General features: G+C 73.4%; 10 protein-coding genes. 7 read left to right on the forward strand and 3 right to left on the reverse strand.

Translation table 11 applies throughout. From position 1 onward, the window contains the following. Positions 1-41: 41 nt before the first annotated feature. From IE136_RS25655 to IE136_RS25675, 5 genes are all read left to right on the forward strand, one after another. Positions 42-2,339, forward strand: coding sequence for an MMPL family transporter (locus IE136_RS25655; RefSeq protein ID WP_158990783.1), 2,298 nt, complete (start codon positions 42-44; stop codon positions 2,337-2,339). Next, positions 2,317-2,883, forward strand: coding sequence for a GNAT family N-acetyltransferase (locus IE136_RS25660; RefSeq protein WP_189601514.1), 567 nt, complete (start codon positions 2,317-2,319; stop codon positions 2,881-2,883). The genes IE136_RS25655 and IE136_RS25660 overlap by 23 nt, the downstream gene beginning before the upstream one ends. A 35-nt stretch (positions 2,884-2,918) precedes the next feature. Continuing rightward, entirely contained in the window at positions 2,919-3,443 is a 525-nt protein-coding gene (locus IE136_RS25665) for a hypothetical protein (protein ID WP_158990787.1), read from the forward strand. A gap of 152 nt (positions 3,444-3,595) precedes the next feature. Beyond that, positions 3,596-3,790, forward strand: coding sequence for a hypothetical protein (locus IE136_RS25670; protein ID WP_189601515.1), 195 nt, complete (start codon positions 3,596-3,598; stop codon positions 3,788-3,790). Between the two features lie 7 nt (positions 3,791-3,797). Next, positions 3,798-6,866, forward strand: coding sequence for a helix-turn-helix transcriptional regulator (locus IE136_RS25675; RefSeq protein WP_229819138.1), 3,069 nt, complete (start codon positions 3,798-3,800; stop codon positions 6,864-6,866). A 155-nt stretch (positions 6,867-7,021) separates the two neighbouring features. Here the strand turns inward: IE136_RS25675 and IE136_RS25680 are convergent, their stop codons facing one another. The 3 genes from IE136_RS25680 to IE136_RS25690 form a co-directional block, all read right to left on the reverse strand. Then, on the reverse strand, positions 7,022-7,339 hold the full coding sequence (locus IE136_RS25680) for a DUF6191 domain-containing protein (RefSeq protein WP_158990791.1): 318 nt from the start codon (positions 7,337-7,339) through the stop codon (positions 7,022-7,024). A 14-nt stretch (positions 7,340-7,353) separates the two neighbouring features. Next, positions 7,354-8,520 (reverse strand): PQQ-dependent sugar dehydrogenase, encoded by a 1,167-nt coding sequence (locus IE136_RS25685; RefSeq protein ID WP_189601516.1) that lies wholly within the window; start codon positions 8,518-8,520, stop codon positions 7,354-7,356. Positions 8,521-8,615: 95 nt separating this feature from the next. Continuing rightward, positions 8,616-9,614, reverse strand: a complete 999-nt coding sequence (locus IE136_RS25690) for an aldo/keto reductase (protein WP_158990795.1) — start codon at positions 9,612-9,614, stop codon at positions 8,616-8,618. Between the two features lie 75 nt (positions 9,615-9,689). On the opposite strand from IE136_RS25690, the gene IE136_RS25695 reads away from it, so the two are divergent. Both IE136_RS25695 and IE136_RS25700 read left to right on the forward strand, forming a co-directional pair. Next, the gene (locus IE136_RS25695; protein WP_189601517.1) at positions 9,690-10,652 is read left to right on the forward strand and encodes a 2-hydroxyacid dehydrogenase; all 963 of its coding nucleotides are present in this window, start codon (positions 9,690-9,692) and stop codon (positions 10,650-10,652) included. 467 nt (positions 10,653-11,119) lie between these two features. After that, positions 11,120-13,996: a putative bifunctional diguanylate cyclase/phosphodiesterase gene (locus tag IE136_RS25700; RefSeq protein WP_189601533.1), complete on the forward strand. Its 2,877-nt coding sequence runs from the start codon at positions 11,120-11,122 to the stop codon at positions 13,994-13,996. The last annotated feature ends 72 nt before the right edge of the window (positions 13,997-14,068 follow it).

Raw genomic sequence — 14,068 nt, forward strand, 5'->3', positions numbered from 1 at the left:
TCCCGATCAAAGATCCACGAACCACCCAGGGAGCACGTCCTTTGGCAGCCATCGCACGGTGGTGCGTCGCGCACCGCCTCGTCGTCGTTCTGCTCTGGCTCCTCGCTCTCGGCGGCGCGACCACCGCGGCGGCGGTCGCCGGAAGCGCGTACTCCAACGACTACGAAGTCCCCGGCACCGAGTCGGGCCGTGCCACCGCCCTCCTCGACCAGGGTTTCCCCGGCGCCGGCGGCGACAGCGACACCATCGTCTGGCACACCGAGCGGGGCAGCGTCCGCGCCGGCGCCGTCGAACAGCGCATGACCGAGATGCTCGACGAGGTCGCCGACCTGCCCGGCATAGCCGCGGTCGCCTCACCGTACGGAGAGAGCCCGGCCGCCCAGGCCCGGATCAGCGAGGACGGGCGCACCGCCTACGCCGCCGTCAGCTTCCACGAGCAGGCCGACGACATCCCCCAGAGCCAGGCGCGTGCGCTCGTCGACACCGCGAAGGCGGCCGCCGGCGACGGCGTCCGGGTCGAACTCGGCGGCAGCGCCATCGCCCTCACGGAGGCCCCCGGCGGTCATCTCGCCGAAGCCGTCGGTGTCGTCGTCGCGGCCGTCGTCCTCTTCCTCGCCTTCGGTTCGCTCGCCGCCTCCGCGCTCCCCATCGCCACCGCCCTGGTCAGCGTCGGCATCGCGTACTCCGGGATCGGTCTCCTCGGCCACGTCATGACGGTCGCCGACTTCGCCCCCATGCTGGGCGTGCTCATCGGCCTCGGCGTCGGCATCGACTACGCCCTGTTCATCGTCACGAGACACCGCAAGGGCCTCAAACGCGGGCTGCCCGTCCCCGAGGCCGCGCGGATCGCCGTCGCCACCACGGGCCGCGCCGTCGTCTTCGCCGGCGCGACCGTCTGCATCGCCCTCCTCGGCATGCTGATCCTGCGGCTCAGCTTCCTCAACGGCGTCGCCATCGCCGCCTCCCTCACCGTCGTCCTCACGGTCGCCGCCTCCGTCACCCTGCTGCCGGCGCTGCTCTCCCTCATCGGGATGCGGGCGCTCAGCCGGCGCGAGCGACGCCGGCTCGCCGAGCACGGCCCGCAGCCCGAACCGCCCACCGGCTTCGCCGCCCGCTGGTCCGCCTTCGTCGAGCGCCACCCCAAGCTGCTCGGCGCGTTCGCCGCCGTCGTCATGCTCGCCCTGGCCCTGCCCACGTTCTCGCTCCACCTCGGCACCTCCGACCAGGGCAACAACCCGGCCACGGCGACGACCCGACAGGCGTACGACCTGCTGGCCGACGGCTTCGGGCCCGGCGTCAACGGGCCTCTGACCCTCGTCGCCGAGATCGACGGCGCCGACGACCGGGTCGCGCTCGGCGACCTGCCGGCCGCGCTGGCGAACACCCGCGGGGTCGAGGCCGTCTCCCCGATCACGTACAACGGCGCCGGGGACACGGCCATTCTCGTCGTCGTACCGGAGTCCTCGCCGCAGTCGAAGGCGACCAGCGAACTCGTCGACCGGCTGCGCCAGGACGTCCTGCCCGTGGCCGAGCACGGCACCTCGCTCGACGTGCACGTCGGCGGCATCACCGCCTCCTACGACGACTTCGCCGAGATCATCGTCGGCAAACTGCCGCTCTTCGTCGGCGTCGTCGTCGCGCTCGGCTGCCTGCTGCTCCTGCTCGCCTTCCGCTCGATCGGCATCCCGCTGAAGGCGGCGGCCATGAACGTGGCCGCCGTCGCCTCCTCCTTCGGGATCGTGGTCGCGATCTTCCAGTGGGGGTGGGGGAGCGAGCTGCTCGGTCTCGGCAGTGCCGGGCCGATCGAACCCTTCCTGCCCGTGATCATGGTGTCGGTGCTCTTCGGCCTCTCCATGGACTACCAGGTCTTCCTGGTCAGCCGGATGTACGAGGAGTGGCTGGAGACCGGCGACAACCGGCGCGCGGTCCGGGTCGGCCTCGCCGAGACCAGCCGGGTGATCAACTCCGCGGCGGTCATCATGATCTCCGTCTTCCTGGCGTTCGTCCTCTCCGGCGACCGGGTCGTCGCCATGTTCGGAATCGCCCTGGCCGCCGCCGTCGCCCTCGACGCCTTCGTCCTGCGGACGCTGCTCGTCCCCGCCCTGATGCACATGCTCGGCGGGGCGAACTGGTGGCTGCCGCGCTGGCTCGACCGCCGGCTGCCGCGGATCAGCATCGAGGCCCAGGAGAGCCGCACGGCCGCCGACGCCCGCGAGGAAGCGGGCGAGGAGGCCGGGCGGGACGCCCGCGAGGATGCCGCGCATGCGAAGATCCCTTCGCAACGTGTGACGGTTCCGACGGCGGAGGACAGCAAGGATGTTCGCGATATCGCTGGGTGACGACGGCGCCGAGCTGAGGCCCCTGGAGCCTTCCCGGGCCGAGGAGTTCCTCGCCCACATGGACCGGGGCCGCGAGCACATCGGGCAGCACATCCTCCTGGCGGACGTCGTCAAGGACCTGGACTCCGCACGCGCCTTCCTCCAGGCGTACGCGCAGAAGGCGGCGACCGACACCGGCCGCATCTACGGCATCTGGACCGACGGACAGCTCGTCGGCGGCGTGCTGTTCCGCACGATGGACGTGGCGCAGGGCACCGCGGAGGCGGGCTGCTGGCTGGAGCCGTCGGCGGTCGGCCGGGGCCTGGTGACCCGGGCCGCGCGGGTGATCATCGACTGGGCGGTCGAGGAGCGCGGCATCCACCGGGTCGAGTGGCAGGTCTCCTCGAAGAACGAGGCCAGCATCGCCGTGGCACGGCGGCTCGGGATGAGGAAGGACGGCGTCCTGCGGGAGAGCTACCTCTACCGGGGCCGGCGCCACGACGCGGAGGTCTGGTCGGTGCTCGCGCCGGAGTGGACGGCGGCGAAGGCGGGACGGGCGTCTTAAGGCCCCTCTCATGAGGGCCGCCTAGCGTGCGCCTCATGAACCCCAGGACTGACCAGATCGACGACACGACCGCGGACACCACCAAGGACACCGCGGCGGGCCTGCTCGACGAAGAATTCCAGGACGAAGCCGACGCCGGATCCGACGACGAGCAAGGCGGGGAGATCGAGGCGGCGGCCCCGGTCGCGCCCTCGGGCGTCGGGACGGGCGCCGCCGCCGTCGTCTCCGCCGGCCTCGGGCTCGCGGCCCTGACCGGGACATGGGTGGGGAAGATCGCCAGCGAGCGCGAGACGCTCATCGGCCAGATCAAGGCACAGGGCGGCACGGCGGCCCAGCAGATCTCCGAGATCTACGGCGACGCCTGGCACACCACCGCGCTGGTCAACGGCGTCTTCGCCCTCCTCGCCCTGATCACCGCCGTGGTCGTCCTCACCCGCCCGCGGCGCCCGGCCTGGGTCCGCGCCGTGGCCGTCGCCGGAGCCGTCCTCGGCGGAATCGGCCTCCTCCTGTCGGCGGGCATGTACGCCGATCTCTTCCTGAGTCTGCCGACGGCGGCCTAGGCACCGCCCCGGCACGACCTAGGTACCCCCCCGAGACCTGCCTAAGGCCCCCCGCACGCGGAGCATGCGGCACTCGCCCGATGTGGCCGTACCCCCTGGGCGACGAGAGTGGAGGCATCGCAAGGAGCGATACCGACACCGGGGAGAACGAGATGTTCGCGTACGAACTGCACCGCATGCACCACGCCGAGCTGGTCCGCGAGGCCGCCGCCCAGCGCCTGACCCGCGACGCCGCCAGGGCCGCCCGGGCCACCAAGGGGACGCGCCGCTTCGCCCGCCGGTCCGCAGGCCATGATTCCGAAGGGCGGGTGGGACCCGAGCGCGGCCGCTTCGTCCGGGCCGCGTGACACCCGTATGGGCAGTACCACGGACGCCTGTGCGATGCTCCACGACGTGGAGACCAGGTCAGTCAGCCCCGTGTTCGTCGGCAGGGCCGGCGAACTCACCGCCCTCACCGACGCGCTCGCCCGCGCCCACGCGGGAGAACCGCAGGCACTGCTCGTCGGTGGGGAGGCCGGTGTCGGAAAGACGCGCCTCATCGAGGAGTTCGTCGACGCCGCCTGCGACGGCGGCGCGTTCGTCGCGCTCGGCGGCTGCGTCGAGATCGGTGCGGACGGACTGCCCTTCGCCCCGTTCTCCACGGCCCTGCGCTCCCTGAGCCGCCGGCTCCCGGGTGAACTGGCGGCCGCGGCCGAGGGCCAGGAGGGCGAACTCGCCCGGCTGCTGCCCGAACTCGGCGACGTCGGCAACCACGACGCCTCCAACGAGGAGTCCACCGCCCGCCTCTTCGAGCTGACCGTACGGCTCCTGGAACGGCTCGCCGCCGACCGTACGATCGTGCTCGTCCTCGAGGACCTGCACTGGGCCGACGCCTCCACCCGGCACCTTCTCGCCTACCTCTTCCGCACCCTGCGCCGCGGCCGGATCGTCGTCGTCGCCACCTACCGGGCCGACGACATCCACCGCCGCCACCCGCTGCGCCCCCTCCTCGCCGAACTGGACCGGCTGCGCACCATCCGGCGCATCGAACTCTCCCGCTTCACCCGCGCCGAGGTACGCCGCCAGCTCACCGGCATCCTCGCCGCCGAACCCGACGCCGCCCTCGTCGACGAGATCTTCGACCGCTCCGACGGCAACGCCTTCTTCGTCGAGGAGCTCGTCGTCTCCCGCGAGACCGGCTGCGCCCCCGGCTCCCTCACCGACTCCCTGCGCGATCTGCTGCTCGTCCGCGTCGAGGCGCTCCCCGAGGACGCCCAGCGGGTCGCCAGGATCGTCGCCGAGGGCGGCTCCACCGTCGAGTACGCCCTCCTCGCCGCCGTCGCCCGGCTCTCCGAGGACGACCTCATCGAGGCGCTGCGGGCCGCCGTCGGCGCCAACATCCTGCTCGCCGTCCCGGACGGCGACGGCTACCGGTTCCGCCACTCCCTGGTCCGCGAGGCCGTCAGCGACGACCTGCTGCCCGGCGAACGCTCGCGCCTCAACCGGCGCTACGCCGAAGCCCTGGAGGCCGACCCCTCCCTCGTGCGGGCCGACGAACGGGCCACCCGCCTCGCCACCTACTGGTACCACGCGCACGCCCCCGCCCAGGCGCTCCCGGCCGTCCTGCGCGCCTCCGTCGAGACCCGCAAGCGCTACGCGTACGCCGAGCAACTCCGGCTCCTGGAGCGGGCGATGGAGCTCTGGGACGAGGCTCCCGCCGAGGTGCGCGACTCCCTGCGGCCGATGGACTACGCCGAGGCGTACCCGCCCTGCGGCTGCGATCCGGAGACCACCCCGCTGCGCTACCTCGACCTGCTGGCCGAGGCCGCGTACGCCGCCCGGCTCTGCGGCGAACGCGAACGTGCCCTGAAGACAGGCAAGATGGCGCTCCGGCTCCTCGAGGGCGAGGACGACACCGACCGGGACCCGCTCAGGGCCGCCTGGTTCTGGACCGAGCGATCCCGCATCGTCTCCGGCCTCGGCCGCTCCGACGGCTGGGCCGAGATCGCCACCGCGCAGGAACTCGTCAAGGGGCTCCCGCCGTCCGGCGTCCACGCCCGCATCCTGGTCGTGGCCGCGGGCTGGGGCATGCTCCACCAGCCCGGCCCCGAGAGCCTCGCCGCCGCCGAACGCGCCGTCGAGTACTCCCGACTCGTCAAGAACGAGGGCATGGAGCTCAGCGCCCGCCTCACCCTCGGCACCCTCCAGGTCTCCGCCGGCGACCGCGAGGCCGGGCTCGCCACCATGTACGAGGTCCGCGACCGCACCCGCGCCCTCGGCCTCCACCACGAGTCGGCCCGCGCGCACATCAACCTCTCCCACGTCCTGGAGAACCTCGGCCGCTCCCAGGAGGCCGTCGACGTCGCCGAGGAAGGCATCCGGCTCACCCGCGACCACGGACTCCTCGACAGCCAGGGATGGGTCCGCGCCAACCAGGCCGAGTCGCAGCTCTCCCTCGGCCTCTGGGACGAGGCCCAGCGCAACTGCGAGTGGCTGGAGCAGTCGGGCACCAGGTCCAAGCCGCGAGGCTCCGCCACCCTGCGCCTCGCCCAGCTCGCCGTCGCGCGGGGCGAGCTGGACGTGGCCGAGAGCCGGCTGGCCGCGGCGCGCGAGCACTTCGGCGAGGCCGACCCGATGCCGCAGTACACCGTCCCGACGAAACAGGTCGAGCTGAGCATCGCCGCCGCCGCGGGACGGATCCAGGACGTACGGGCCCTGCTCACCGCCGCCGCGGAGAGCGGCTTCCCGCCCGGCACCCACCGCGAGGGCTGGCCGCTGCTCCTCGCCGCCGCCACCGCCGAGGCGGACGCCCTCGGCCTGCCCGCCGCGGCGGAGGGCCGCGAGGAGTCGATCGCCCTGCTCCGCCGCTGCGTACGGGGGCTGGCGACCCCGGCGCCCGTCTGGGTGGCCTACTCCCTGCACGCCTCGGCGGAGCTGGACCGCGCCGAGGGCCGCCGACCGGTCGAGCGCTGGGCCGAGACCGTCGCCGCCTACGAGCAGGTCGAGCGCCCCTACCCGCTCGCCCTCGCCCGGCACCGCCTCGCCGACGCCCTGCTGGCCGAGGGCGGCCGCCGCGAGGAGGCCGCCGCGCTCCTGCGCGAGGCCCACGCCGTCGCCGTCCGCCTCGGTGCCCACCCGCTGCGCGAGGACGTCGAGCTCCTGGCCGCCCGCGCCCGCCTCTCGCTGACCACCCCCGACAGCGCCCCGGAACCCGGGCCCGGCGACGACACGTTCGGCCTGACCCCGCGCGAACAGGACGTCCTGCGCCTGGTCGCCGCGGGCCGCACCAACCGCCAGATCGCCGAGGAACTCTTCATCTCCCCGAAGACGGCGAGCGTCCACGTCTCCAACATCCTCGCCAAACTGGGCGTCTCCGGACGCGGCGAGGCGGCCGCCCTCGCCCACCGCCTCCGCCTCCTGGAGCCGACGCCCCAGGGCGTCTAGGCCGTGTCCGTGAAGTCCCGCCTGGCCCGCGACGGCTGGCACGCACGTTCGCCGCGTTGCCGGGATCACCCGAGTACGCCCGGTACGAGGGTGATCCTCCGTGTTGCGATCGCACGCACCGGACGCCGCGGGCGCTGCCCTGCGGGCAGACGGCGCTACTTTCCGGACACGACCTGGGGGATGTCCGACGAGTCCGACGGCCCCGGCTCCGACGGCCCCGCGTCCGCCGGCCTGGTGTCCGTGAGGGCGGTGTCCGGCGTGTCTGCCGGCATCTCGTCGGCGGCCGACCGGCGATGATCATCGTGGGCCCCCTCGCCCGGGACACGGATCGTCACCCGGCCCGAGGCGAGGTCTATCGGCCCCCGGGAGAGGTCCCCGTCTCCGGGCTCCTCCCGGGTCAGCGCCAGCCGCCGACGCTCGTCGTCGGTGTGCTTGCGTCCCGGTGCGAACAGCTCTTCCGCCAGGTTGAACATCGTGACCGCCGCCCCTACCTCACCTCCAGCCGGAGGATCTTGTCGTCGCCCGCCCCCGGGGTGCCCCGGGTGTCCGTCTCGCTCGTGGTCAGCCAGAGCCGGCCGTCACCCGCCGCCAGCACCGTGCGCAGGCGGCCGTGCTCCTCCACCAGGAACGCCTCGGGGTCCCCGGAACGTTCCGCGCCCGACAGCGGAACGCGCCAGAGCCGCTCGCCCCGGAGTCCGGCCATCCAGATGGCGCCCCCGGCGTAGGCGATACCGCTCGGCGAGGCCTCCGACGTCCTCCACTGGGCCACCGGGTCCACGAAGTCGGAGACTCCGGCCCGCCCCTCCGCCTTCGGCCAGCCGTAGTTCGCGCCGGGCCGGATCAGATTCAGCTCGTCCCAGGTGTTCTGGCCGAACTCGGCGGCCCACAACCGTCCGTCCCCGTCCCAGGCGAGTCCCTGCACATTGCGGTGGCCGTACGAATAGACCACCGAGCCCGGGAAGGGATTGCCCGGCGCCGGCTTCCCCTCCGGTGTCATCCGCAGGATCTTCCCGCCCAGCGACTCCACGCTCTGCGCGAGGCCCGTCTCGCCCCGCTCGCCCGTGCCCGCGTACAGCATCCCGTCCGGGCCGAAAGCGATCCGCCCGCCGTTGTGGACGACCCCCTTCGGGATTCCGGAGAGGATCACCTGGGGCGGACCGAGCCGGTCCCCGCCCCCGTTTCCGTACCGCATGCGGACGATGCGGTTGTCCGACTCGGCGGTGAGGTATGCGTACACCCAGCCGTCCCGCCAGGCGAGGCCCATGAGGCCGCCCTCACCCCGGGGCACCACCCCCGGCACCTCTCCGACTCGCGTCTTCCCGCCCGTCCTCGCGTCGACCCGGGTGATCGTCCGCTCGTCGCGCGAGGAGACCAGCAGATCCCCGCCGGGCAGCGCGGCCAGGCCCCAGGGCGACTCCAGATCCTCGGTGAGCGTGCCGGCGACCCGTACCGCAGGCGCCGCGGACGAGGCGGGGGGCGACGCCGCGGACGAGGCCGGGGACGAGGCGGTGGGGGAGGGCGTCCCGACCGGGGGCCCGGTCTCACCCCCCGAGGAACACCCGGCCACCAGCGCCAGCCCGGCGGCTCCCCACAGGACCCTCACAGCACGATGTCGGACCACGGCTCCGACCCCCTTCCCGATCTCCGGCGGCATCCCTCTCACCTCTAGTACACCGCTCGACCCGACCAGGTTCCCGCCCCGAGCTCCGCGCCGCGCGGGTCAGTCCCACGAGCTCCGCGCCGCGCGGGTCAGTCCCACGAGCCCCGCGGCGCCGGCAGCCTCGCGATCTCGGAGAGATCCGCCGGCGTCAGTACCAGCTCGGCCGCCCGCGCGTTCTCCACCGCCCAGCGCTCCCGCTTCGTCCCCGGAATCGGCACCACGTGCGGGCCGCACGCCAGCGCCCACGCCAGCGCCACCTGCGCCGGGGTCACCGTCTCGCCGTGCCGGGCCGCCACCCGCCGCAGCCCCGCCACCAGCGGCTGGTTCGCCGCCATCATCTCCGCCGTGAAGCGCGGGTGCCGGGCCCGCGGGTCGTCCGGCTCGAAGCCGCCGCCCGGGGTCAGCGTCCCGGTCAGGAAGCCGTTCCCCAGCGGCATCGCGGCCAGGAACCCCACGCCCCGCGCCTCGCACCACGGCAGCAGCCGCTCCAGGGCCTCCGGCGACCACACCGACAGCTCGGCCTCCACCGCGCTCACCGGGAAGACCTGCTGGACGCGTTCCAGCAGGCGGATCGTTCCCTCGTACAGATCCGCCCCGCCCCGCCGCGCCGCCCTGGCCCCCACCGCGCACAGACCGAGCGCCCGCACCTTGCCCGCCGCGACCAGCTCGGCCATCGCGCCCCAGGTCTCCTCGACCGGCACCTCGGGGTCCGCCCGGTGCAGCTGGTAGAGGTCGATCACGTCCGTCTGCAGGCGCCGCAGCGAGGCGTCGCAGGCCCGCCGTACGTACCCCGGCCGGCCGTTGGCGACCACATGCTGGTCGCCCACCAGCAGACCGCACTTCGTCGACACGAAGACATCGGCCCTGCGCTCCTTGAGGACCCGCCCCAGCAGCAGTTCATTCGTGAACGGCCCGTACATGTCGGCGGTGTCGAGCAGGCTCACCCCGGCGTCCAGCGCCGCGTGCACCGCGCGCAGTGAGCGGTCGCCGCGCTGCTGCGAAGCGCTGTAGGCCCAGTTCATCGGCATACAGCCCAGACCGACCGCGCCCACGTCGAGCGCCGCCGCCCCGATAGTCCTGCGCTCCACCTGCCGGTACCCCTCCCTGTGCCGTCCCCCAAAGTAACCAATGCGGTACGGGATTCTTCGCATAGCCTCCCGGTCATGACACTCGATGACACGACCGCTGACGTGTGGCTTCCGATTCCCGTGGACGAGATCGAAGGGCTCCCCGAGCCGGGCGCGTCGGGCCTGAACTACCGTTTCTGGGACGGCGGTCCCGACTTCCCCGCCGATCCGGCGCGGTGTGCCTTCTACGTGGTCCCGTACATGAAGGGCTCGGAGATCGCCGTCCGGCCGCTCGCGGAGATGACATCGGTGCGTGCCGTGCAGACGCTCTCGGCGGGGATCGACCATGTGACGCCCGGACTCGGCCTGTTGCGGCCCGGGGTGGAACTGTGCAACGCCAAGGGCGTCCACGAGGCGAGCACCGCCGAGCTCACCCTCGCTCTGATCCTCGCCTCCCTGCGCGGCATTCCCGGCTTCGTCCGCGGCCAGGACGCCGAGGAGTGGCGCGCCGGTTTCTATCCGGCGCTCGCCGACAAGTCCGTCCTGATCGTCGGGTACGGGTCGATCGGCGCCGCCATCGAGGACCGGCTCGCGCCCTTCGAGTGCGCGCGGGTGGTGCGGGTCGCGCGCTCCGCACGCACCACGGAGCGCGGTCCGGTGCTGCCGCTGTCGGAACTGCCCGCCCTGCTGCCGCAGGCCGACGTGGTCGTCCTGTCCACTCCGCTCACCCCGGAGACCCACCACCTCGCCGACACGGCGTTTCTCGCCCGGATGAAGGACGGTGCCCTTCTGGTGAACGTGGCCCGGGGCCCCGTCGTGGACACCGCCGCGCTGCTCAAGGAGGTCGAGAACGGCCGGATCCGCGCCGCGCTCGACGTCACCGATCCCGAACCGCTCCCGCCCGGCCACCCGTTGTGGCACGCTCCCGGTGTCCTGGTGAGCCCCCATGTCGGCGGTTCCACTTCGGCGTTCATGCCCCGTGCCACACGGCTGATCGCGGCCCAGCTGACCCGGTTCGCGGCGGGGGAACGGCTGGCGAACGTGGTGCTCACCACCTGAGCTCGTCCCCTGCGGCGTGCGCCCCTCGACGCGCCCGCCGCGACCCCAGGGGGCCGTCACGGAGCGTACAGCAGCCCTGTCGCTCTGTGACGGTCCTGGTGTATCGTCCCGGAACGGGGGGCCGCGTCGCGTACCAAATGACGCCGGGGAGCGAAGTGACGGATCATCAGAGTCCGAGGGGGGCGACGGGTGAAGTACGGCCGATGGACCGACGATCCGACGCGGCGGCGCCGCCGTCGACGACCCTCGCGCGCGACGACGCCGCAGGGCCCGACGTGCCCCGCCGGCGCCGCGGGCACGGCGCCGCCCTCTCCGCCCAGGCCGACCGGCGTGCCGCCGCTGCGGACGACGCCGCCGACGCGACGCACGCGCGCGGTGGTGACGACGCCCCGCACGTGCGGGGAGAGCGTCCCGGCTTGCCGGAGGGGCCCGGCCGCGACGGTGCGGACGAGACCCCGGAGGCCGCGATGAGTACCCGCGGGGCGCTCGCCGAGCGCGGTCCCGTCACCGGAGGCGCCACGGTCCCGGGCCCCCGTCCCCGTCCCGGGCGCCCCGGGCCCGCGGTCGCGCGCTCCGGGACCGCCCCCGTCCTCGCCCAGATCGTCCTCGGCGTGATCTGCGCGGGCTACGCCACGGGAGCCGCGCTCGGCTGGGGCTCGGAGCGACTGGCACTGGTGATGGGCGACTTCGGCCTCAGCGCCGCCGCCCTCGCCGCCTGTGTCTCCTGCTCCCTCTACGCCTGCGTCCGGGAGAGCCGCTTCCGACCCGCCTGGCTGCTCTTCGCCTTCTCCTCCGTCATGGCCGCCGCCGGGAACGCCGTCTGGGGGTGGTACGAGGTCGTGCTCCGACGGGACGTGCCCAGCCCGTCCGTCGCCGACCTCTTCTTCCTGCTCTTCGCGCCGCCCGCGATCGTCGGCCTGCTGGTGCTCGCCAAGAAGCCCGTCACCCGGGCCGGCTGGGTCTGTCTCGGGCTCGACGCCTGGCTCATCGGCGGCTCGCTGCTCACCCTCTCGTGGAGCCTCGCCCTCGCCCACACCGCGCACTTCGATGGCGAGAGCGTCGCCCGGGCCGCGCTCTCGCTGGCCTACCCGCTGCTCGACATCGTCCTCGTCAGCATGGTCCTCGCCCTGCACTTCCGCCGATCCCACGTGAACCGCTCGGCCATCAACACCGCCATCGCCGCCCTCGCCATCACCGTCCTGTGCGACGCCCTGTTCACCTCCCCGCTGCTGCGCGAGAACTACAGCTCGGGCCAGCTGCTCGACGCGGGGTGGTTCGCGGGCTCGCTGCTCCTCGCGTACGCCCCCTGGGGCGCGCGCGGTGGCGGCGACGGAGCCGTTCCGCCGTGCGGTCAGCGCCTCCACAGTCGCCCCGTGGCCGGATCGCTGGCCGCGCTCACCCCGTATCTCGCCGCGGCGGTCTGCACGCTCGGCATCCTGTACAACGTCGTCGAGGGACGCAGAGTGGACCGCGTGGTCGTCTTCACCGGCTGCACGGTCGTGCTCGCCCTCGTCCTGCGGCAGGGCATCATGCTCCTCGACAACATCGCCCTCACCCACGAACTGGCCCAGAAAGAGAATCACTTCCGGTCCCTGGTGCAGGGCTCCAGCGACGTCATCATGATCGCCGCACCCAGCGGCATACTCCGCTACGTGAGCCCCGCCGCCGCGGGGGTCTACGGGCGGGACGCCGAGGAGCTGATCGGCTCCGAACTGGCCTCCCTCATCCATCCCGAGGATCTCGGCGGCGTGGTCCACGAAGTGCGCCGGTTCCTGGCCGCCTCCCCCGCGGAGGAGCCCACGACCCGGATCGAATGCCGCTTCCGCTCCGGACGCGGAGACTGGCTCAACGTCGAGTCCACCGTCAACCGGCACCAGGGCGGGCTCATCTTCAACAGCCGGGACGTCACCGAACGCGTGCGCCTCCAGGCGCAGTTGCAGCACAACGCGGAGCACGACCCGCTCACCGACCTGCCCAACCGGGCGCTGTTCACCCAGCGCGTCCGCCAGGCACTCGCCGGCCGCCGTTCCACCGACCCCGGCACCGCTGTGCTCTTCATCGACCTCGACGGCTTCAAGGGCGTCAACGACCGGCTCGGCCACCAGGCCGGCGACGAGCTGCTCGTCCAGGCCGCCCGCCGCCTCCAGGACTCCGTTCGGGCCGGGGACACCGCGGCCCGCCTCGGCGGGGACGAGTTCGCCGCCCTCATCCTCGGCGACGGCGGGCGGGACCGGTCGGACCGCGAGTGCCAGGTCCACGAGATCGCCGACCGGCTCCGGCTCACCCTCTCCCAGCCGTACCACCTCGAGGGCGGGAACGACGTGCGGGTCGCCGCCTCCATCGGCGTCGCCTTCGCCGAGCCCGGCATCAGCGCCGGCGACCTGCTGCGCAACGCCGACCTGGCCATGTACCGGGCCAAGGCCGCAGGCAAGGACCGCGTCGAGATGTACGCCCCGCAGATGCAGACGGAGATCGTCCGCAGGACGGAACTGGCCACCCGGCTGCGCACCGCGCTGCACGGCGGAGAGTTCGCCCTGCTCCACCAGCCCGTGGTCGACCTCACCACCGGCCGGATCGCCGCCGTCGCCGCCCAGGCCCGCTGGCGCTCCACCCAGGGCATCCTCTTCACCCCGGCGGAGTTCCTGCGCGTCGCCGAGGACGGCGAGCGCACCGCCGAGCTCGGCCGGTGGCTCCTGGAGCAGGCCGTGGAGCAGGCCGCCGAACGGGCCGGAATCGGCCACCGCACACCGGTCTCCATCCGGCTCTCCGCCCGCCGGCTGCTCGACCGCTCCCTGCCGCTCGGCTCCGTGGAGGCCCTGCTGACCCGGCACGCCCTGCCCTCCGGGTCCCTGATGATCGAGCTCGCCGACAGTGACCCCAGAATCTCCTTCGACGAACTCGAACAGCGTCTGGTGGCCCTGCGCCGGCTCGGCGTACGGATCGCCCTCGACGGCTTCGGCAGCGGCTACGCGGCGATCAACGCGCTGCGCCGGCTCCCCGTGGACGTCCTGAAACTGGACAGAGAGCTGGTCGAGGGCGTGGTGGAGTCCGCCCGGCTGCGCAAGATCACCAGCGGACTCCTGCGGATCGCCGCCGACCTCGGGCTGCAGTCCGTCGCCGACGGCGTGGACGTCCCGGAGCAGGTGCTCGCCCTGCGGGCCATGGGCTGCACGCACGGGCAGGGCCTGGCCTTCTCCGGCCCGCTCGACGAGTACCGGCTGCGCCGCGCGCTCGTACGGGGCGAGTACCCGCTCCCCGGCGCGGTTCCGGTTCCGGTCGGGAACCGCCCCTCGGCCCCTCCCCCGATCCGCTCAAATAATGAGACGCCTGTCCCACCCACTTGACACTGACAGTGCGTCGGGGGGAGGGTCAGTGCCATGCGCACCCGAATTCTCGTACTTGGAAAGCGCGTCGGC

This window comes from Streptomyces lateritius, from assembly GCF_014649715.1.
GTDB classification, from domain to species: domain Bacteria; phylum Actinomycetota; class Actinomycetes; order Streptomycetales; family Streptomycetaceae; genus Streptomyces; species Streptomyces lateritius.